The sequence below is a fragment of the Sulfitobacter sp. M39 genome, from assembly GCF_021735935.1.
Classification (GTDB): domain Bacteria; phylum Pseudomonadota; class Alphaproteobacteria; order Rhodobacterales; family Rhodobacteraceae; genus Sulfitobacter.
Map to the genome: position 1 here is coordinate 637640 of NZ_WMDZ01000001.1, position 20912 is coordinate 658551.

At 62.5% G+C, this 20912-nt stretch carries 20 protein-coding genes and 1 riboswitch; of the genes, 10 read left to right on the forward strand and 10 right to left on the reverse strand.

Annotated elements, in window-relative coordinates:
• The first annotated feature begins 1 nt into the window (after position 1).
• Entirely contained in the window at positions 2–1060 is a 1059-nt protein-coding gene (gene queG / locus GLP43_RS03010; RefSeq protein WP_237278148.1) for a tRNA epoxyqueuosine(34) reductase QueG, read from the forward strand.
• Between the two features lie 61 nt (positions 1061–1121).
• Complete coding sequence (locus tag GLP43_RS03015; protein WP_237278149.1) at positions 1122–3128, forward strand: hydantoinase/oxoprolinase family protein; 2007 nt, start codon at positions 1122–1124, stop codon at positions 3126–3128.
• 52 nt (positions 3129–3180) lie between these two features.
• On the opposite strand, the gene msrA is transcribed toward GLP43_RS03015, so the two are convergent.
• The 6 genes from msrA to ade all read right to left on the reverse strand — a co-directional run bounded on the left by msrA (position 3181) and on the right by ade (position 8953).
• On the reverse strand, positions 3181–3690 hold the full coding sequence (gene msrA, locus GLP43_RS03020; RefSeq protein WP_237278150.1) for a peptide-methionine (S)-S-oxide reductase MsrA: 510 nt from the start codon (positions 3688–3690) through the stop codon (positions 3181–3183).
• Positions 3687–4136, reverse strand: coding sequence for a peptide-methionine (R)-S-oxide reductase MsrB (gene msrB, locus GLP43_RS03025; protein WP_237278151.1), 450 nt, complete (start codon positions 4134–4136; stop codon positions 3687–3689). Before msrB ends, msrA begins: the two co-directional genes overlap by 4 nt.
• A 120-nt stretch (positions 4137–4256) precedes the next feature.
• Complete coding sequence (locus tag GLP43_RS03030) at positions 4257–5126, reverse strand: DMT family transporter (protein WP_037954066.1); 870 nt, start codon at positions 5124–5126, stop codon at positions 4257–4259.
• Between the two features lie 144 nt (positions 5127–5270).
• Positions 5271–5561 carry an HU family DNA-binding protein gene (locus tag GLP43_RS03035; RefSeq protein ID WP_235183739.1) on the reverse strand — a complete coding sequence of 97 codons (291 nt, stop codon included), beginning with the start codon at positions 5559–5561 and terminating at the stop codon, positions 5271–5273.
• Positions 5562–5690: 129 nt separating this feature from the next.
• Complete coding sequence (locus GLP43_RS03040; RefSeq protein ID WP_237278152.1) at positions 5691–7154, reverse strand: AMP nucleosidase; 1464 nt, start codon at positions 7152–7154, stop codon at positions 5691–5693.
• The gene (gene ade, locus GLP43_RS03045; RefSeq protein WP_237278153.1) at positions 7151–8953 is read right to left on the reverse strand and encodes an adenine deaminase; all 1803 of its coding nucleotides are present in this window, start codon (positions 8951–8953) and stop codon (positions 7151–7153) included. Before ade ends, GLP43_RS03040 begins: the two co-directional genes overlap by 4 nt.
• 121 nt (positions 8954–9074) lie before the next feature.
• On the opposite strand from ade, the gene GLP43_RS03050 reads away from it, so the two are divergent.
• From GLP43_RS03050 to GLP43_RS03060, 3 genes are read left to right on the forward strand one after another with little or no spacing between them, the layout of a single operon-like run.
• Positions 9075–10337, forward strand: a complete 1263-nt coding sequence (locus GLP43_RS03050) for a glycosyltransferase family 4 protein (protein ID WP_237278154.1) — start codon at positions 9075–9077, stop codon at positions 10335–10337.
• 12 nt (positions 10338–10349) lie between these two features.
• Positions 10350–11204 carry an SDR family oxidoreductase gene (locus tag GLP43_RS03055; RefSeq protein ID WP_237278155.1) on the forward strand — a complete coding sequence of 285 codons (855 nt, stop codon included), beginning with the start codon at positions 10350–10352 and terminating at the stop codon, positions 11202–11204.
• Positions 11205–11218: 14 nt separating this feature from the next.
• Complete coding sequence (locus tag GLP43_RS03060; RefSeq protein WP_237278156.1) at positions 11219–11803, forward strand: exopolysaccharide biosynthesis protein; 585 nt, start codon at positions 11219–11221, stop codon at positions 11801–11803.
• On the opposite strand, the gene GLP43_RS03065 is transcribed toward GLP43_RS03060, so the two are convergent.
• From GLP43_RS03065 to thiB, 3 genes are read right to left on the reverse strand one after another with little or no spacing between them, the layout of a single operon-like run.
• Positions 11804–12496, reverse strand: coding sequence for a thiamine ABC transporter ATP-binding protein (locus GLP43_RS03065; protein WP_237278157.1), 693 nt, complete (start codon positions 12494–12496; stop codon positions 11804–11806).
• Positions 12483–14039: a thiamine/thiamine pyrophosphate ABC transporter permease ThiP gene (locus GLP43_RS03070; protein ID WP_237278158.1), complete on the reverse strand. Its 1557-nt coding sequence runs from the start codon at positions 14037–14039 to the stop codon at positions 12483–12485. Before GLP43_RS03070 ends, GLP43_RS03065 begins: the two co-directional genes overlap by 14 nt.
• Entirely contained in the window at positions 14015–14992 is a 978-nt protein-coding gene (gene thiB / locus GLP43_RS03075; protein WP_237278159.1) for a thiamine ABC transporter substrate binding subunit, read from the reverse strand. Before thiB ends, GLP43_RS03070 begins: the two co-directional genes overlap by 25 nt.
• 34 nt (positions 14993–15026) lie before the next feature.
• A riboswitch (TPP riboswitch) is annotated at positions 15027–15126 on the reverse strand.
• A 92-nt stretch (positions 15127–15218) separates the two neighbouring features.
• Here thiB and aroC point away from each other — a divergent pair.
• The 3 genes from aroC (at position 15219) to GLP43_RS03090 (ending at position 18457) form a co-directional block, all read left to right on the forward strand.
• Positions 15219–16319 (forward strand): chorismate synthase, encoded by a 1101-nt coding sequence (gene aroC / locus GLP43_RS03080; RefSeq protein WP_237278160.1) that lies wholly within the window; start codon positions 15219–15221, stop codon positions 16317–16319.
• A 101-nt stretch (positions 16320–16420) separates the two neighbouring features.
• Entirely contained in the window at positions 16421–17398 is a 978-nt protein-coding gene (locus GLP43_RS03085) for a DMT family transporter (protein WP_237278161.1), read from the forward strand.
• Between the two features lie 111 nt (positions 17399–17509).
• Positions 17510–18457 carry a cyclase family protein gene (locus GLP43_RS03090; protein WP_037964653.1) on the forward strand — a complete coding sequence of 316 codons (948 nt, stop codon included), beginning with the start codon at positions 17510–17512 and terminating at the stop codon, positions 18455–18457.
• Positions 18458–18539: 82 nt separating this feature from the next.
• Here GLP43_RS03090 and GLP43_RS03095 read toward each other — a convergent pair whose 3' ends face one another.
• On the reverse strand, positions 18540–19409 hold the full coding sequence (locus tag GLP43_RS03095) for a branched-chain amino acid aminotransferase (RefSeq protein WP_005850954.1): 870 nt from the start codon (positions 19407–19409) through the stop codon (positions 18540–18542).
• Positions 19410–19569: 160 nt separating this feature from the next.
• Between GLP43_RS03095 and GLP43_RS03100 the strand changes: the two genes are divergently transcribed.
• Together GLP43_RS03100 and GLP43_RS03105 are read left to right on the forward strand one after the other, a co-directional pair.
• Positions 19570–20082, forward strand: coding sequence for a MarR family winged helix-turn-helix transcriptional regulator (locus GLP43_RS03100; protein WP_237278162.1), 513 nt, complete (start codon positions 19570–19572; stop codon positions 20080–20082).
• The gene (locus GLP43_RS03105) at positions 20079–20780 is read left to right on the forward strand and encodes a response regulator (protein ID WP_180828558.1); all 702 of its coding nucleotides are present in this window, start codon (positions 20079–20081) and stop codon (positions 20778–20780) included. Before GLP43_RS03100 ends, GLP43_RS03105 begins: the two co-directional genes overlap by 4 nt.
• The last annotated feature ends 132 nt before the right edge of the window (positions 20781–20912 follow it).

The following is a 20912-nucleotide window of genomic DNA, read 5'->3' on the forward strand; positions in this document are numbered from 1 at the left end:
GATGTCTGTGACACCGGCTGCCGATACGGACGCCCTGCGGGGCCGGTTGGTGGCGCAGGCGCTGGACGAAGGCTTTGTGTCGTGCCGGATCTGCCGCCCCGACGCGGTGCCTGATGTGCCCGAACGGCTGCAGGCTTTCGTCGATGCAGGCTATCACGGGCAGATGGCGTGGATGGCCGACCGTATGGCATGGCGTGGCAACCCCGCAGCGCTTTGGCCCGAGGCGCGGTCGGTGATCATGCTGGCCGAAAGCTACACCCCCGAATACGACCCGACCGAGGTGCTGAACCACCCCGACAAGGCGGGCGTGTCGGTCTATGCGCAGGGGCGCGACTACCACGACATCGTCAAGAAACGGCTCAAGCGGGTGGCGCGTTGGCTGGTGGCGCAGGAACCCTGCGAGGTGAAGGTCTTTGTCGACACGGCCCCCGTGCCGGAAAAGGCGCTTGGGCAGGCGGCGGGGCTGGGCTGGCAGGGCAAGCACACCAATCTGCTAAGCCGCGACTGGGGGAACTGGGCCTTTCTGGGCGCGATTTTCACCACATTGGATTTCGCCACCGACACGGCAGAGGTGGATCACTGCGGGTCGTGCCGGTCGTGCCTCACGGCTTGCCCGACCAATGCCTTCCCCGCGCCCTATCAGCTGGATGCGCGTCGCTGCATTTCCTATCTGACGATTGAGCACAACGGGCCGGTCGACCTTGAGCTGCGCAGCAAGATGGGGAACCGCATCTATGGCTGTGACGATTGCCTTGCCGCCTGCCCGTGGAACAAGTTCGCCGTCACGGCGAGCGATTTGCGTTATCACGGCGGTGTTGGTGCGCCCGATCTGGCAGAGCTGGCGACGCTGGATGATGCGGCCTTTCGTCTGCGGTTCAGCGGCTCGCCAATCAAGCGGATCGGGCGCAATCGTTTCATTCGCAATGTGCTTTATGCCATCGGCAACTCCGGTCTGGCGCGTCTGACCCCTGTGGCGCAGGGCCTGCTGGACGATCCAGACACGACTGTCGCCGACGCGGCACAATGGGCCGTGGCTCGTCTGCGCGAAAACCGCGGCTGACAGGGCTGGACCGCTGCGCCGGAACAGGTAAACCCTAGGAAAACGGTGCAAGGATAGTTGAATGGCGCTTTTGCTTGGGGTCGATACGGGCGGCACCTATACGGATGCGGTGCTGATCCGCGATGAAACCACGGTGATCGCATCGGCCAAGGCGCTGACCACCCGCGCCGATCTGGCCATTGGTGTGGGGCAGGCTGTGCGCCGCGTGCTGGCGGCGGCCGATGTGTCAGCGGGTCAGGTGGCGATGGCGTCGCTGTCCACCACGCTGGCAACCAATGCGCTGGTCGAAGGGCAGGGCGGGCGCGTCGCGTTGATCTATGTCGGCTTCAAGGAACGGGATCTTGAGACGCACGGGCTGGCCGGGGCGCTGAACGGTGACCCTTATCTGATCCTTGGCGGTGGTCATGACCACGCAGGCGCAGAGCGTGCCCCGCTGGACGAAGCCGCGCTGATCTCCTTTTTGACCGAGCAGCGTGAACAGGTCAGCGGTTTTGCCGTCGCCAGCCAGTTCGCCACGCGCAACCCCGCGCATGAACAACGCGTCGCCGCCTTGGTGACGCAGGTGACGGGGCGGCCCGTGTCGGCCTCTCACCAGCTGTCGGCCAAGCTCAACGGGCCGAAACGGGCGCTGACGGCGGTGCTGAACGCGCGGCTGATCGGGATGATCGACCGGTTGATCGGGCGGGCCGAGGATGTGTTGACCGACATTGGCGTCACGGCCCCGCTGATGGTGGTGCGGGGGGACGGGGCGCTGATCTCTGCCGCGCAGGCACGGGAACGGCCGATTGAAACGATCCTCAGCGGGCCTGCGGCCTCGATCGTGGGGGCGCGGTGGATGACCGGTGCGGCGCGTGCGTTGGTCAGCGATATTGGCGGCACCACCACCGATGTAGCCCTCTTGCGCGACGGCCGGCCCGTGATCGACCCCGCAGGGGCCCGTGTCGGCAGCTACCGCACGATGGTAGAGGCCGTCGCCATGCGCACCACTGGTCTGGGGGGCGACAGCGAGGTGCATTTCCTGACCGAAGGCTTGCAGGGGGGCGTGACGCTGGGGCCAAAACGTGTCTTGCCCATTGCCCTCATCGCGGCGGAGGCACCTTTGGTGGTCCATGCCGCGCTTGATGCACAGCTGCGCAGCACCACCCCCGGCGAATATGACGGGCGCTTTGTGCGTGCCGTGGCAGGTCAACCGCGCGAAGGCATCTCGGCGCGTGAACAAACGCTCCTGGACCGTATCGGTGAGGGGCTGCACCCGATGGCCGACATCCTGCGCGCACGGATAGAGACAGGCGCGCTGAAACGTCTGGTAGAGCGTGGCTTGGTCCAGCTGGCCGGCGTTACGCCGTCAGACGCAAGCCATGTGCTGGGACGGGTGGCGGCGTGGGACGCAGAGGCCGCAGGCAAGGCGCTGCGGTTGTTTGGACGGCGACGCACAGGCGCGGGGAAGATGCTGGCCCCTGATCCCGCCGCTATGGCGCAGATCATTGTGGATCAACTGACCGAACAGACCGCACTGGCCATGCTGGAAGCGGCGCTGGCGGAAGAAGAGCCCGCCTTTGATACAGAACCCGAAACGCTGGCCCGCCACGAGCTTTTGCAGCGCGGGTTGCGCGGGCACGCGGGGCTTGTCCGGATCGAGGCGGCGTTGAACGTGCCGGTGATCGGGCTGGGGGCCTCTGCCGCGGCTTATTATCCGGCGGTGGGGGAACGGCTGGGCACGCAGATGATCCTGCCCGAACACGCCGCAGTGGCCAATGCCATCGGTGCGGTGGTGGGGCGGGTGACCATGCGGGAAAGCGGCACCGTGACCTCGCCCGCAGAGGGGCGGTTCAGGGTGTATCTGGCCGACGGGCCGCAGGATTTCACTGATCAGACCGACGCGCTGGGCACGCTTGAGGCGACCCTACGCGACAAGGCAGAGGCGGCGGCGCGGGCGGCGGGGGTGGTCGATGTGCAGATCGACGTGCAACGCGACATCCGCCACGCAGAGGTCGAAAGCCGCAAGGTCTTTATCGAAGCGCTGCTGACGGTCGAGGCGACAGGCAGGCCAAGGGTCGCATCGGCCTGACGCTGCCCAAAAGAAAACGGCGCAAACCCGAAGGGGCTGCGCCGTTTTGCGTTTATTCTGCTGCCGCGCGTTTGGGCAGGATCCAATCGGGGCGCGGGAAATGGCAGGTATAGCCGTTTGGAATACGCTCCAGATAATCCTGATGCTCGGGCTCTGCTTCCCAGAAATCGCTGACGGGTTCTACCTCTGTCACGACTTTGCCCGGCCAGATGCCCGATGCCTCTACATCGGCAATCGTGTCCAGCGCCGTGGCTTTCTGGTCTTCGTCGACATAGTAGATCGCCGAACGATAGCTCAGCCCGCGGTCATTGCCCTGACGGTTCAGCGTTGTCGGGTCATGGATCTGGAAGAACAGCTCCAGCAGATCACGATAGCTGATGACGTCGTCGTTAAACATCACCTCGATCGCCTCGGCATGGGTGCCGTGGTCGCGGTAGGTGGCATTGGGTACATCGCCGCCCGAATAGCCCACGCGGGTCGATAGAACCCCCTCGCGTTTGCGGATCAGGTCCTGCATGCCCCAAAAGCATCCTCCGGCCAGTACTGCGCGTTGTTCGCTCATGCTGCATCCTCCACTTGGTTGATATAATCGCCATAGCCTGCGTCTTGCATGTCGTCACGATGAATAAAGCGCAACGAGGCGGAATTGATGCAATAGCGCAGCCCGCCACGATCCGCGGGACCGTCGGGGAAGACGTGGCCCAGATGGCTGTCCCCATGGGCGCTGCGCACTTCGGTGCGCACCATTCCAAGCGACGCGTCGCGTAATTCGGCGACATGGGCCGGTTCGATGGGTTTGGTAAAGCTCGGCCAGCCGCAGCCGGATTCGTATTTGTCCGAGGACGCGAACAGCGGCTCGCCAGAGACGATGTCTACGTAGATGCCTGGCTCTTTGTTATCGAGCAGTTTGCCCGTGCCGGGACGTTCGGTGCCGTTCTGCTGGGTGACACGGAATTCTTCGGGGGACAGAGCGTTAATGGCGGCGTCGGTCTTTTCATAGGTCGGCATGCGAGGCTCCTTTGCGGTTTGATACATTAAATGGGGCCTGCGCGGGTTTTTCAAAGGGGTAATGCACCGACGCACCGATCTGTGACCGCCCGCCTATCGCCCAACCCCTTGGCTTGTAGGTCAGGCCCTGCGCTGCCGCGAGACCTGAACTGCAAGAATACCCAAGGCAATCACGGCGACGCCGATGATATCCTGAACCCCCAGCGGTTCGCCCAGCAACAGCCAAGCAATCGCCACCCCGAAAAACGGGTTGAGGAAATGGAAGGTCGCGGCGCGGGTGGCTCCGATGCGGTTGACCAGCCAGAACCAGACCACCGTCGCCAGCAGCCCCGGCACCAGACAGGTATAAAGGAACGCCAGCGCCAGCGGCCAGCTTGGGCTGATGTGCGGCGTCTCGAACAGCAAGGTCGCAATCGACAGCGCCACGCAGCCGACAAGCATCTGCAAGCCCACCACCATCAGGAAGTTCCCGCCAGAGGTCGCACCGCGCACCAGCAGGGTCGCCGCAGATAGCGCGACCACACCGACCCCGCATAGCAGCAGCCCCGTTAGATCGACGCCACCGCTGATCCGTGCCCCCATAATGATGGCCACCCCGATCACACCTGCGATCAGCCCTGCAATGCCCAACGGCTTGAGCTTTTCCCCCAGAAACAGCCATGTTGCCAGACCGACGAGCAGCGGCATGGTCGAGGCGATGATCGCCGCCAGTGACGCCTGTACGGTCTGCATCGCGACAAAGTTCATCCCCAGATAGACCGCGTTTTGTAGCACGCCGAAAATGATCGTTGCCCGCCATTGCGCGCGCGTCAGCCGCCACGTCTGCCCAAGCGCCAGCGCGACCCCCACGCCGATCAGGCCAGAGATCAGATACCGCGCCGACAAAGCCATCAAGGGGGACGCGTCCGCGACGATAATCCGCGCCGACGTAAAGGCCGAGGACCACATGACGGCGAAGGCCAGCCCCATGAGAATTGCACGTATATCCATGAGGGGGCCTTTCAGGTTTTCCAGTGGGCGGAGACTTCCGCAGTTGCCCGACAGGAGCAAGCGCATTCGGCGCAACACAGACCTGCGCCAAACGCAAAGGGCCGCCCGTGGGCGACCCTTTGTCAGAACAGACTGTAATCAGTCTTATTCGTTAACGCTGTCTTTCAGCGCTTTCGCGATGGTCATCTTAACAACCTTGTCCGCGTCTTTCTTGAACTGTTCGCCGGTGGCAGGGTTACGCACCATACGCTCGGGACGTTCGCGGCAGTAGATTTTGCCAATGCCGGGAAGTGTCACAGCGCCACCGCCGGAAACCTCTTTCGTGATCAACGCGCAAACCGCGTCCAGTGCCGCGCTTGCTGTTTTCTTGTCTTCGCCCATTTCCTCAGCCAAAGCCGCGACGAGCTGGGTTTTTGTCATTGGTTTAGTTGCCATCTTGTTTTTCTCCTTCGTCCGCCCGGATTAGGGCCTCACGCGCAGAATGTAACGGTATGTTGTGGCTGAACACAACGAATAGGTCGCAAGAAACCGCGAAAACATGCTATTTTCAGCCGATTTCGGCCTTTAGAGAAAGGCAGTTTCGTCAAACGAGCGCAATTTTCGGCTATGCAACCGCTCTAGCGGCATATCGCGCAGCTGTTCCATCGCGCGAATACCGATCATCAAGTGTCGTGCGACCTGCGTTTTGTAGAAATCAGACGCCATACCGGGCAGCTTCAACTCGCCATGCAAGGGTTTGTCCGAGACGCATAGAAGCGTGCCGTAGGGCACCCGGAACCGGTAGCCGTTGGCCGCAATCGTGGCGCTTTCCATATCCAGCGCCACGGCGCGCGACTGGCTGAGCCGTTGCACCGGACCGGATTGATCGCGCAGTTCCCAGTTGCGGTTGTCGATGGTGGCAACGGTGCCCGTGCGCATGATCCGCTTCAACTCGTAGCCTTCAAGCTGGGTGACCTGTTCAACCGCATCCTCCAGCGCAATCTGGATCTCGGCCAGCGCGGGGATCGGAACCCAGACCGGCAGGTCGTCGTCCAGCACGTGGTCCTCGCGCAGATAGCCATGCGCCAGCACAAAATCCCCAAGCGCCTGTGTGTTGCGCAAACCGGCACAGTGGCCGACCATCAGCCACGCATGGGGTCGCAGCACGGCGATGTGGTCGGTCGCGGTTTTCGCGTTGGACGGACCGACGCCGATGTTGACCAGCGTGATCCCGGACCCGTTCGCGCGCTTGAGGTGGTAGGTCGGCATCTGCGGAGTCTTTACCGACGCAGGCAGCGGCGCGTCGCCATCCGAAATCTCGACATTGCCGGTAGAGACGAAGGACGTGTAGCCGCTGTCGGGGTCACGCAGCATGGCGCGGGCGTATTCCTCGAACTCGGTCACGTAGAACTGGTAGTTGGTGAACAGCACGTGGCTTTGGAAATGTTCGGGGTCGGTCGCGGTGTAATGCGTCAGCCGTGCCAGCGAATAATCGACGCGCTGCGCGGTGAAGGGGGCCAGCGGGCGCACGTTGTCCAGCGGCAGATAGGTGCCGTTGACGATGTCGTCATTGGTTGTGCTCAGGTCCGGCACGTCAAACACATCGCGCAGGGTGAAATCCGCGGCACCTTCCTGCGGGATCGTCACGCTGTCGTCATTGCTAACCGCGAAATGCACGGGGATCGGCGTGTCGGATACCGCGATGGTCACGGGCTGGCCGTGGTTTTCGATCAGCAGCCCGATTTGCTGTGTCAGGTAATGTTTGAACAATTCTGGCCGCGTGATCGTGGCCGAGAAGGTGCCGGGGGACGACACATGACCGAATGACAGCCGCGAATCCACCTGCGCATAGCTGGAGGTGGTAAACCGGATCTCGGGGTAGAAGGCCCTGATCCGCGTTTCCGGGGCGGCGCTGTCCATCGCCTTCTGGAAATGCGCGCTCAGGAAGCCTGTCGCTTGGCTGTATAGCTCGATCAGCCGGGCAACGGCGGCAGCAGCATCGGTGAATTGTTCGGCGGGGCGGGCGTCTGGGGTCAGGATTCTGGTCATGAAACAGGCTCTAACAAAGGAATAAATTCAAAACTGCGCACATCGACCAAGCCGAGGTCAGAGATGCGCAATTCGGGAATGACAACAAGCGCCAAAAGCGAATGCTGCATATAGGCGTTGTTCAGCGTGCAGCCACAGTCGCGCATTGCCTGCATCATCGCCTCGGTCTTGGCGGCGACATCGGATGCGGGGTTGTCGGACATCAGGCCGGCGATCGGTAGCTCGACCATGGCCAGCTCTGCCCCGTCCTTGAAGATGGTGATCCCGCCGCCAACCTCGCGCAAGCGGTTCGCGGCCATCGCCATATGGTCGGTATCGGTGCCCACCACGATCATGTGGTGACTGTCATGCGCCACGGTGGACGCCATCGCCATCGGCCCCTGATAGCCAAAGCCCGAGACCAGCGCATTGACGACAGTGCCGGTGCCGCGGTGCCGTTCGACCAGCGCGATCTGGCACACTTCGCCCGTTGATTGCACGCGGCCTTCGGTCACCGGCAGCTCGAACTTCAGCGCGCGGGTCGGGGCCTGATTCTCGACCACGCCGATGACATTGGCGGTGACGGCATTGGCCCCCGCAGGTGCGGTGATCTGGAAATCATCCGCGCCAAGCGCTTTGCCCATGTTGACGGTCTGCCGCGCATGGGGTGGCCAGTCGTAATGCGGGCAGTCTACCAGACACGCGCCATCCTCGGCCACGATCTGCCCCCGCGCGATCACCGTCTCGATGGGCAGGGTTTTCAGGTCAGAGGTCAGGATCACATCCGCTCGCCGTCCGGGTGTCAGCGACCCGATCTCGCGTTCCAGCCCAAAATGGGTCGCGGTGTTGATCGTCGCCATTTGCAGCGCGACCAAAGGGTCGCAGCCGCAGTCGATGGCATGGCGCACCACGCGGTTCATATGACCGTCATTCACCAAGGTGCCGGAATGGCAGTCATCGGTGCACAGGATCATGTTGCGCGAATCCAGACCTTTTTCGGTGATCGCGGTGATCTGTGTTTCAACGTCATACCACGCGGACCCCAGCCGGATCATCGACCGCATCCCCTGACGCATCCGCGCAATGGCATCCGCCTCGCAGGTGCCCTCGTGATCATCCGCCGGACCGCCCGCGACATAAGCCGCAAAGGCAGGTCCCAGATCGGGGGAGGCATAATGCCCGCCCACGGTCTTGCCTGCGCGTTGCGTCGCCGCGATCTCGGCCAGCATCTTGAGGTCGCCCGCGGTCACACCGGGGAAGTTCATCATCTCGCCCAGACCAATGATACCGGGCCAGTGCATCGCCTCGGCGACATCCTCTGCCGTGATTTCAAAGCCGGTGGTTTCCAGACCGGGGGCAGAGGGCGCACAGGACGGCATCTGGGTGAAGATGTTCACCGGCTGCATCAGGGCTTCGTCATGCATCATGCGCACGCCTTCCAGCCCCAGCACATTGGCGATCTCGTGCGGGTCGGTGAACATTGACGTGGTGCCATGGGGGATTACGGCGCGAGCAAATTCCGCAGGTGTCAGCATACCGCTTTCGATGTGCATATGCCCGTCACACAGGCCGGGGATCATAAAGCGGCCCTTGGCCTCGATCACCTTGGTCGCATCGCCTTTGCAGTGGCTGGCGTCCGGCCCGACAAATGCGATGCGCCCCGCCTTGATCGCGATATCATGGTCCGGCAGGGTTTCGCGCGTGTGCACGTTCACCCAGATACCGCCGGTGATAATCGTATCCGCGGCGCTGCGTCCTGCCGCAACAGCGACCAATTGATCGGCCACATCGGGCCATGAGGGGAATGTGTGTTCTTTCATACCTGACGTTGACACGAAGATCGCCCGAGGTTCAAGCCAGAGCCGTCCAGCGCCGTGGCGTTTGCACTGTCCGTGCCGACTGGGCTAACTGTCTGCAACCGACAGGACATAAGGCGACCCCATGAAGATCATGTTTGTGCACCAGAATATGCCCGGCCAATACCGCGAGCTGGTGCAATGGCTGGCCGATCAACGCACACACCAGATCTATTTCCTGACCCAACGCAAAAACCCGCCCCGTTTTGATGGCGTCGAGACACGGGTCTACAAGGCGCATCACAGACCGGCAGAGAACGCCTATGGGCTGTCGAAGAACTGGGAGGAATCTACCGGCAACGGATTGGGGGCCGCTCGCGCGGCCAAACAGATCGAGACCCGCGAAGGGTTCAAGCCCGATATCGTGGTGGGGCATGTGGGCTGGGGGGAGCTGACGTTTTTCAAGCAGATCTGGCCCGACGTCCCGATCATCGGTTTCTTCGAGTATTACTACAGCGATACCGGCGGCCCTGTGGGGTTCGACCCCGAAGACCCCGTGACCGAGAATACCCCCTTTCTGTTGCACGCACGCAATGCCGTGCCGCTGGCCAATATCGAAACCGTCGATGTCGGGCTCAGCCCGACCTACTGGCAGCGCGACCGTTTTCCGCAAAGCTTTCATCGCAAGCTTTATGTTTGTCACGACGGGATACGCACAGACCAGCTGCGCCCCGATCCGGCGGTGACGCTCAAGCTGGGGCGGATGGATCGCGCCCTGACCAAGGATGACGAGGTGCTGACCTTTGTGTCGCGCAACCTTGAACGCACGCGGGGCTTTCATGTGTTCATGCGCGCATTGCCACGCATCCTGAAGCAACGCCCCAATGCGCGGGTGTTGGTGGTGGGCGGCAACGACACCTCCTATGGCGGCAAAAGCAAACACCCCGGGGGTCTGCGCGCCGAGATGGAGGCGGAGGTGGGCAAGCACGTCGATTGGTCGCGGGTGCATTTTCTGGGTAAGCTGTCCTACGAGGATTACCAGAAGGTTATTCAGATCAGCCGCTGCCATCTTTATTTGACCATGCCATTTGTGCTGTCGTGGTCCCTGCTCGAGGCGATGGCGATGGGCGCGACGATCGTCGGCTCTGACGTGGCCCCCGTGCGCGAGGCGATTACCCACGGCGAAACCGGCCTGCTGTGCGATTTCTTCGATCCCGATGCGCTGGGCGATCAGGTGGCGGATGTGCTGGGCAATCCGGCGGCCTATGCGCATCTGGGGCCGGCGGCGCGGGCGCATGTGGTCAAAACCTATGACTTCCTGACCAAATGCCTGCCGGAACATATCGCGCAGATGAATGCGTTGGTCCCCGAGGGGCAGCGGATCGCCTTGCCCCAGACCACCACATAGAAAGGACGCCTCATGGAGAAAACGCTGCTGTCGATCGGGCATGGCTTTAGCGCGCGCGCCCTTGCCGCACGGCTGGTGCCGCAGGGCTGGCGCATCGTCGGCACCACGCGCAGCCCCGACAAGGCAGATGCCATCGCGGACACGGGCGTTGAACCCGTCGTCTGGCCGGGTGCCGATCTGGGGGCGTTGATCGCGCAGTTTCCTAATGTGCTCGTCTCGGCCGGACCGGACAGCGCGGGCGATCCGGTATTGAATGCGGTCGAGGATGCAGTCAACCGCGCCGCGCCCGATCTGCGGTGGGTAGGCTATCTGTCGACAACAGGCGTTTACGGCGACCACGACGGCGATTGGGTGGACGAGGACACGCCGCTGACACCATCGACCAAGCGCGGACGCGCCCGTGTCACGGCAGAGGCACGGTGGCAGGCGATCCCCGATTTGCCGCTGCATATCTTTCGCCTCGCAGGCATCTATGGCCCCGGACGCGGCCCCTTTGCCAAGGTGCGGGCCGGAACGGCGCGGCGGATCATCAAGCAGGGGCAGGTCTTCTCTCGCATTCATGTCGAGGATATTGCCCAAGCGCTTGAGCTGTCCTTACAGCGGCCCGACCCGGGCGCGGTCTATAATCTGTGCGACGATGACCCCGCGCCGCCGCAAGACGTGATCGCCCACGCGGCAGAGCTGCTTGGCCTGCCCGTGCCCCCCGCGATCCCCTTTGATCAGGCCGATATGACCCCCATGGCCCGCAGCTTTTACGCGGAAAGCAAGAAGGTTCGGAACGACCGTATCAAGCAGGCGTTAGGCTGGGCACCGCAGTTCCCCACCTATCGGGCCGGGCTGGCGGCATTGCTTGCACAAGACAGCTGACCTTTGGGGGGTATATGCACAATATCGAGGAGCGTAGCCTCACCCATCTGCTGGACGGGATGGAGCAAGCGGCCAGCCGCGAGACGGTCACGATCAACGATGTGCTGAACGAATTCGGAGAGCGGTCCCTGCTCCCGTTCATTCTGGTGGCCGCGCTGCTGTTGGTGTCGCCGCTGTCCGGTGTTTTTGGTGTGTCCAGTTTCATGGCGATGGTCGTCATCGTGCTGTCGGCGCAGGCGGTCTATGGGCGCAAACGTCTGTGGTTGCCGCAGTTCCTGCTGCGCCGCGAAGTCAAGTCATCGCGGTTGCTGTTCTGCGTAAGGTGGCTGCGCAAGCCCGCGGCGTTTTTTGATCGCCACTCGGGTAAAAGGCTCCAGTTTCTGACGACAGGCCCGATGCGTCTGCTGACGTTGGTGACCTGCGTGATCCTGCCCGTGGGCTGGCCCTTGCTTGAATTCGTGCCTTTTGCGTCGTCTTTCGGGGGCGGGACGGTGGCGCTGTTTGCCTTTGGTCTGTTTACGCGTGACGGGCTTTATGTGCTGCTGGGGTATCTGACGATCCTGCTGACGTCGCTGACCTTCTACGCGGTCATTTTCTGACTACCCCAGATAGGCACGCAGCGCGTCGGGCGGGTTGTCCATCAGCGCTGCGGCAGGCTGCGGCGGATGTGCGGTGCCACCTTCGACAAAGATCACCTGATCCGCGATACGGCGCACGTCCTCGGGGGCGTGGGTGACCATGATCAACGCGGCTTTGGTCTCTGCGGCGAGCGCGGCCACCAGATCCAGCATGTCGTTGCGCAAAGCGGGGCCAAGTGCGGCAAAGGGTTCGTCGAGCAGCACAAGCGGGCGGGCTTGTACCAGCACCCGTGCGAGGGCCACACGGCTTTGCTGCCCGCCGGAAAGCTCGGAGGGTTTGCGCCCGGCCATCCCCTGCAGCCCGACACGATCAAGCGCCTCGTGTACACGGGTTTGTTCCGCGGTGCCGAGCCGCAGGTCGGGGCGCAGCCCCAGCCCCACATTCTGCATCACGCTGAGATGGGGAAAGAGGTTGTTATCCTGAAAAAGCATCGTCATCGGCCGCGCACCGGGGGCGGCTTGGGTGATGTCTTTGCCCTGCCACAGCAGCCTGCCGGACCTGAGCGGAATGAACCCGCAAAGCGCCCCCAGCAGGGTGGATTTCCCCGCACCCGAGGGGCCGATCACCGCATAGGTCTGCGCGGGCGAAAGGGTCAGGTCGGCGTGCAGGGTAAAGCTGCCTTGGGTGATCTGTGCGGTCTCAAGCGTCAGCATGCCAGCGCCCTCCCTTGTCGAATATCCAGAAAATCCCCAGCGACAGCGCCAGCAGGATCAGGGCCGCACCGGCCGCGGCCTCCATCCGGTAGGCCCCCATCAACCGGTACATCTGCAGTGGCAAGGTGGCACTGTCGGGGTCGGCGAACAAGGCGATGACCCCCAGATCTCCCATCGACAGGGCACCGGTCAGCCCCGCGGCAAAGCCGATCTGCGGGCGCAAGCGTGGTAGGATCAGCCAGCGCCAAAGCGGCCATCCGGTCAGCCCCAGCATCTGCGCCTGCCGGCCATAGATCTGCACCGTGTCGCGCAGCCGCGGCACCAGAATACGCAGGGCAAAGGGCAGGGCCATCAGCGCATTGACCAGCGCCGTGACGGGTAGGGCCAGCGCAAAGGGGCTGGCGACAGGGTTGATCAGAATGAACCAGCCGGTGCCGATCATCAGCGGAGAGGCCGCAAGCCCCAAGAGTCCCACGGCCTCTACCCCGCCGCGGGCGCGGGTCGCGATCCATCCGGCAAGGGGGAGGGCCAAGGCCAGCAAGACCACCACGCTGATCAGCGCCACGGTGACAGAGGTGCCCGCCGCCTGCCACACGCTGGCGGGCATTTGCGGCAGGCCGATCACCCCGCGCAGCACGACCGAGGTCAGGGGAAGCAGCAGAAACCCCGCCGCCACCGTGATGAACAGCGCGTCAAGCCACCGTTGCAGCCCGCCACGTGCGTCCCAGCGGTGCAGGGGTCGGTCCTGCCCGCCACCCAGACTGATCGCGGGGATGATCCACAGCGCCAGCGCGGCGGTGCTGCCCGCAAGCCCAAGCTGCACCAGCGACAGCAGCGCTGCACGGTTCAGGTCAAAGTCGAAACGGAACGCCTGATAGATCGCAAGCTCGATTGTCGTGGCGCGGGGGCCACCGCCCAAGGTTAGCGCCACGGCAAAGCTGGTCAGGCAGATCACAAAGATCAACGCCGCTGTGCCGGGCAGGATTTGCCGCAGGAGGGGAAGCTCGATGCTGCGAAATACCGCGCGCGGGGTCAGGCCAAGCTGTGCGGCCAGCCGGAACCGTTCCGCGGACACGGTCTGCCACGCTTGCAACAGCAGCCGCGTGGCCAGCGGGAGGTTAAAGAAGACATGCGCCAGCACAACGCCGTGCAGCCCGTAGATCGTGATGCCGGGCAATCCGACCAGCGCCAGCGCCGCATTGAGCCAGCCCGCGCGGCCAAAGACCGCAAGCACCCCCAGCACGGCGACAATCACCGGCAGGATGAACGGTGCTCCTAGCAGCGTGACCAGCAGCCCGCGCCCGACAAAGCGCCGTCGGGCCAAGGCACGGGCGACAGGGATTGCCAGCACGGTAGACAGCAGGGCGGAAAGCGCGGCCTGTAGCACGGTAAACTGGATCGCGGACCAATCGGCCGGGCCAAGCCCGCTGCCGAACTCCGCCCGCCAAAGTACCGCCCCCACCGCAGCAAGGATCAGCGCCGCAACCAAAACGGCGGCGCTGATGCCGGTTTTCGTGCTTATTGCGACAGCGCGGAGAGCCATTCGGCCAATGCTTCCTCGCGCAGGGCGGGCACGTCATCGCTCGGGATCAGCAGCGCCTTGCCCGGTTCGATCAACTTTTCAAAGCCTTCGGGCAGCCCGCCTTGAGGCGTGACGGCAGGGTACATCCAGTTGGTCGTGGGCAGCACCGATTGCGCCGCGTCCGATACCATGAACTGCATGAACTGATCGGCCAGCTCGGGCTGGTCGCTGCCTGCCAGTTTGCCGACCACTTCGATCTGCATGTAGTGGCCTTCGTCAAAGGCGGCGGCGGCCTTGGTCGCGTCCTCTTCGGCGATCAGGTGGTAAGCGGGGGATGTGGTATAGCTCAGCACCATGTCGGCCTCACCCTCAAGAAACAGACCGTAGGCTTCGGACCAGCCCTTGGTCACGGTCACGACGTTATCCGCCAGACCTTCCCAGATCGCAGGGGCCTCGTCGCCATAAGCGTCCTTGACCCACATGAGCAGGCCCAGACCGGGGGTAGAGGACCGCGGGTCCTGGATCACAATCTTGAGGTCACTGTCCGCCAGCGCACGAAAATTCGCAGGCGGTGTAAGATCGGCGCTATGGACAAAGGCAAAATAGCCCCAGTCATAGGGGGCAAAGCTGTCGTCTTCCCATGTGACCGGCAGGTCGTAGTCCGCATCAACTGTGGCCGTCGCGAACAACCCTGTTTCCTTGGCCGCCGCGATCAGGCTGGTATCAAGCCCCAGCACCAGATCGGCGTCAGACCGCGCGCCTTCCAGCTTGAGCCGCGCCAGCAGCGCCGCGCCATCACCCATGCCTACGAATTTCAGATCGCAAGCGCATTCGGCCTCGAAGGCCGCTTCGATCACGGGGCCGGGGCCCCATTCGGCGACAAAGCTGTCGTAGGTATAGACCACCAGTTCGGGCGTCTCGGCCCATGCTTGCGTGGCGACAAGCGTGATGGCAGCAAGTGTAAGATACTTCATGGCATCCTCCAAAATGCGGCGTCAGAAAGCGTTGGAGGTGTATCCAGACCTTCCCTCCGCCGGTGTTAACCGGTTCAGGTTCAACGGGTCCGTGCGCGCACATCTCAGCCTGTCAGGCCCCCCGAGGTATCTTATCGGTAGAACGCCTGTCGCCCGCGCGCAAGGTGAAACCCCTTGAGGCATGGTGCAGCCCCCGTTAAGGATCACCGCCAAAGGAGCACCGCCCATGTCGATCAACAGCTTTGGCCATCTTTTCCGCGTGACCACCTGGGGCGAAAGCCACGGGCCTGCTTTGGGGGCCACGGTGGACGGCTGCCCCCCCGGTGTGACGATCACCGAAGAGATGATCCAGCACTGGATGGACAAGCGCAAACCTGGCCAGAACAAATACACCACGCAGCGCCGCGAAGCGGATGAGGTGCGGATCCTGTCGGGTGTGTTTGAAGGCGTCACCACCGGCACGCCGATCCAGCTGATGATCGAGAACACCGACCAGCGGTCAAAAGATTACGGCGACATCAAGGACAAGTTCCGCCCCGGTCACGCCGACATCACCTATTTCCAGAAATACGGCATCCGCGATTACCGTGGGGGTGGGCGGTCCTCGGCACGTGAAACCGCGTCGCGTGTCGCGGCGGGTGGCCTTGCGCGCGAAGCGATCAAGGCGATTGCCCCGAATGTGCAGATCACCGGCTACATGGTGCAGATGGGCCCCCACAAGATCGACCGAGATGCGTTCGATTGGGACCAGATCGAACAGAACCCGTTCTGGGTGCCCGATGCCAAAGCGGCAGACGACTGGGCGGCGTATCTGGACGGGCTGCGCAAATCCGGATCCTCCGTCGGTGCGATCATCGAGGTGACAGCGCGCGGCGTGCCCGCGGGCCTTGGCGCGCCGGTCTATGGCAAGCTCGACACCGATCTCGCCGCCGCAATGATGAGCATCAACGCCGTCAAAGGCGTGGAGATTGGCGAAGGCATGTCCGCCGCCATGCTGACCGGAGAGCTGAACGCGGACGAGATCAGCATGGGCCCCGACGGCCCTGTCTATTCGTCGAACCACGCGGGCGGTATTCTGGGCGGCATCAGCACCGGTCAGGACATCGTGCTGCGTTTCGCGGTCAAGCCGACATCAAGCATCCTGACGACGCGCAAGACAATCACCAAGGCCGGCGAAGATACGCAGATCATCACCAAAGGCCGCCACGACCCCTGCGTCGGCATCCGTGCCGTGCCTGTGGGCGAAGCGATGATGGCCTGCGTCCTGCTTGACCATATGCTGTTGCACCGCGGTCAGGTCGGCGAAAACCGCGGCATCATCGGCTAAGCTGCAATGAACGCTCGGATTTTCTGCATGTTGGCGGGAATACGACGCGCAAGTTGACGCGGGGTCTTGCAACTTGAAACATGCAGGCGCAAGCATGCGCCATGCAAAGCACCACGACAGAGCACCGCCCCGGCCGGGCCATCGCCCTTAAGCTGGGGGCGGTCTTTCTGTTCTCGGTCATGGCGGCCCTTATCAAGATCGCGACGGCCACCGTGCCCGCCGCCCAGGCCGTGTTCTACCGGTCGTTCTTTGCCTTCCCGATGATCATCCTGTGGCTGTGGCAACGCGGCGACCTGCGCGACGGGCTGAAGCCGAGCAATCTGATGGGCCACGTCTGGCGCGGCGTTTTCGGGACCACGGCGATGGCGCTGACCTTTGCGGGGCTTAGCCTGCTGCCCCTGCCAGAGGTGACGGCTATCGGCTATGCCACGCCGCTGTTCACCGTGATCTTTGCCGCGATATTCTTGGGCGAACAGGTGCGTGTGTTCCGCCTGTCCGCTGTGGCGATCGGGTTGATCGGGGTGTTGATCGTTCTGTACCCCCGCTTCACTGTGGGCGGGGATAGCGTGTCGCAACTGGCGATGATGGGGGCGATGATGGTGGTTGCCGCGTCGATCATGCGTGCGCTTGTCCAGATCCACGTGCGCCGATTGGTGCAAACCGACAGCACGGCGGCCATCGTGTTCTATTTCTCGCTCACCGCGACCTGCCTGTCGTTTCTCACGCTGCCCGCAGGCATGGTGATCAACTGGGAACCGCTTTGGTGGGTGAACCCCGGTTGGCAAGTCTCGGCGCTGCTAATCCTGTCGGGTATGATCGGCGGGGTATCACAGATCATGATCACGGCCTCTTACCGCTTTGGCCCGGTGTCGATGCTCGCCCCGTTCGACTATGCCTCTATGCTGTTCGCGGTGTTGATCGGCTGGGTGCTTTTCAGCGAAATCCCGACGCCTGCAATCCTGATCGGTGCCGGTCTGGTCATCGCTGGCGGTGCCGCGATCATCTGGCGGGAACGGCAGTTGGGGCTGGATCAGTCCAAATCCAAGGCCAGCAGCACGCCACAGGGGGCGCCCAGCTGATCGGTTGAAATTACGTGCCCTGATTGAATTTCATGTTAGCCTAACCCTCTAGGGTGTGGAGTCGCGGGTGTTCCGTCGGAGCTGCACCCTGTTTTCTGGGAGGGAAGAAAGATGAAATTTACCAAGATTATCGCAACTGCCGTGTCCATCGGCGTCGGGGCATCTGCCGCATGGGCGCAAGACTGTGACCATTCGCATTGGGGCCCTGACGACCAGCTGGGATCGGCGAACCTGATCTCGACCGAGCGCACGTTGGAGGCCGCCAAGCTGATCAAGCAGGGCAAATCGATGCCGCTCGGGATCGTGATCGGGCCGGATACACCTGCCTTCCCGCCCCGTTCGCTGAGCCTTCAGGTGGTCCAGCCGAACCAGCACGGCGGCCAAAAGCTGTCGTCCTTTGGCTATGAGGGCAATTATAACGACGATCTGCTGCAAACCTGGATCGGTATCGGGTCGCAGTTGGACGGGCTTGGGCATCTGGGCGAAGACGGGATGTATTATAACTGCCTGGACGAAAAGGAAATCTCGGCGATCAGCGGCCTGACCAAATTGGGAACGCATGCCGTGCCGCCCTTGGTCGGGCGCGCCGTGATCATCGATATGGCCAAGCACATGGGCAAAGATGTGTTGGCCGCCGGTGAGCATTTTGGCGAGGCAGAGATTACCGCGGCGATGGAGGCGCAGCAGATCACGGTAAACGAAGGTGATATCGTGCTGTTTCACACCGGCTGGACCGACGGCATGATGGAAAGCGACCCGACGGCCTGGGGGTCCACCGAACCGGGGCTGAATAACGAAGGTGCGGTGTTTATGGCGTCGATGAACCCGATGGCCGTGGGTGCAGACACATGGGGCCTAGAAGCCATTCCACCGAAAGAGGGGGACAAGGTGTTCTATGGCCATGTCACGCTGCTCAAGGACAACGGCATCTATATTCTGGAGACGATGAACACAGGACCGCTGGTCGCGGAAGGCGTGCAAGAGTTCATGTTCGTGCTGGGACAGCCGCTGATCAAAGGCACGGTACAGGCGATGATCAATCCGGTCGCGCTTTACTGACACGCCGTGCTGCACCGCAGGTGCGGACATGAAAGCGGCGCGGGGGGTGATCCCTCGCGCCGTTTTGTTTTGGTGGGTCGGTTCAGGACCGGACGAGCTTTTCGTAGTCTTCCGAAATCTCGCGGGTGAGCGCGCCAACTTCGAAAGTGTAGTCGCCGATCTGTCCGACGGGTGTGACCTCGGCTGCGGTGCCAGTCAGCCAGCATTGCTCAAAGCCTTCCAGCTCTTCGGGCATGATGTGGCGTTCGTGCACGGTCAGGCCCTTTTCCTTGAGCATCCCGATGACGGTCTGACGGGTCAGCCCGTTTAGGAAGCAATCGGCCAGTGGCGTGTGCACTTCGCCGTCCTTGACGAAAAAGATGTTCGCGCCGGTCGCTTCGGCCACATAGCCACGGTAGTCCATGAACAGCGCGTCGGAACAGCCCTTGGCCTCTGCCGCGTGTTTGGAGGTGGTGCAGATCATATACAGGCCCGCCGCTTTGGCGTGCACGGGGATCGTTTCGGGCGACGGGCGCTTCCATTTCGAGATGTCGAGCTTGGCGCCCTTCATCTTGGCGTCCCCGTAATAGTTGCCCCATTCCCAGCCCGCGATGGCCAGACGCACAGGGTTGCGCGCCGCCGAGACCCCCATGTCGGGACCGGCCCCGCGCCACGCGACCGCACGGACATAGGCATCGGTCCAGCCGTTCGCCTTGAGCATTTCGTATTTCGCGGCTTCGATCTCATCCACGGAATAGGGGATTTCGAAATCGAGGTATTGCGCCGATTTGCGCAGCCGTTCCGAATGCTCGCGGCCTTTGAAAATCTTGCCATTGTAGCAGCGTTCGCCCTCGAACACCGATGACGCATAGTGCATGGCGTGGGTCAGGATGTGGACATTGGCGTCACGCCAATCGACCATTTTACCGTCCAACCAGATTTTGCCGTCGCGATCGTCATATGCGCCGTCCATGATGTATCCTTCCTCAAAGCACCTCGGGATTTATGAAAATTGCGTGAAACCCGCCGCGTGCAGACATATAATTACGCAAAACATGGGATTCGATAGCCTTTGACTCTTGGAAAGTCAATAACGCTGACGTAAGCTCTTGGCGCAGCAAGGGGAGAGTATAATGGCAGACGGACGCGGCCCATCATCACACACGGGCGAGAACCTGCTGTTCCTGACGGATGAACAGCTGCGGCAGGGGATCGAGGCGATGTTCTTTGCCTACCGCGGTTTTACAGCCGACCCTGACAAGATCCTTGTGGATATGGCCTATGGCCGTGCGCACCACCGTGCGATCCACTTTATCAACCGGGCACCGGGCACGACGGTAAACAACCTTCTGGGGATTTTGGGTGTTACAAAACAATCCCTTAATCGTGTATTGCGCACGCTGATCGCCGATGGTCTTGTCAAAAGCCAAGTGGGAAAAGCAGACAAGCGGGAGCGGCACTTGTATCTGACTGACGCCGGGCGCGCGCTCGAACAGACATTGTCTGATGCACAACGGATGCGGATGCGCAGTGCCTTCCGCGACGCGGGGCCCGAGGCGGTCGCCGGTTTCCGCACCGTGCTAGAGGCGATGATGGACCCCGAAATGCACCACAGCTACACCCGTCTGAAGGAAAGCGGCGCGTGAACGAGGCTGACGCGCACCTGCTGATCGTCGATGACGACGAACGTATTCGCACGCTGCTGCAGAAGTTCCTGATGCGGCACGGCTTCCTTGTGACCTCGGCCCGCGATGCCGCCCATGCGCGGCGTATTCTGGCGGGGCTGGATTTTGACCTGATCGTGCTGGATGTGATGATGCCGGGCGAGGATGGTCTAAGCCTGACCCGCAGCCTGCGCGAAGACATGCAAACGCCGATCCTGCTGCTGACCGCCAAGGGCGAGACGGGCAACCGGATCGAGGGGCTGGAAGCGGGGGCGGATGATTACCTTGCCAAACCGTTTGAACCCAAAGAGCTGCTGTTGCGGATCAACGCGATCTTGCGGCGTATGCCCGACACCCGCGTCGCTGATGCCGCGCCCAAGGTGCTGTCGATGGGGCCGATCCGCTATGACATCGAACGCGGAGAGCTGTGGCAGGGCGACGATCTGGTGCGGCTGACCGCCACCGAAATCCAGCTGATGCGCATTTTCGCGGCCCAACCGGGTGCCGCGCTTAGCCGGTCCAAACTGGTAGAAGAACTGGGCCGTGACCGCGGGCAGGCGCAGGAACGTGCTGTCGATGTGCAGATCACCCGTTTGCGCCGCAAGATCGAAGACAATCCCAAACAGCCCCGCTATCTGCAAACCGTGCGCGGCGCGGGCTATATGCTGGCCCCCGACTGATCACCCGCTGCCTTGGCGGTAAATGTGGTGTCGTGGCGTAAGAGAATTTGCGCCCAAGAAATCGGCACGGTCACTGGAAGCTATGGCGCGGGCGGGCTATGGTTAGGCCAAGTTTGATTGATGGGATTCACG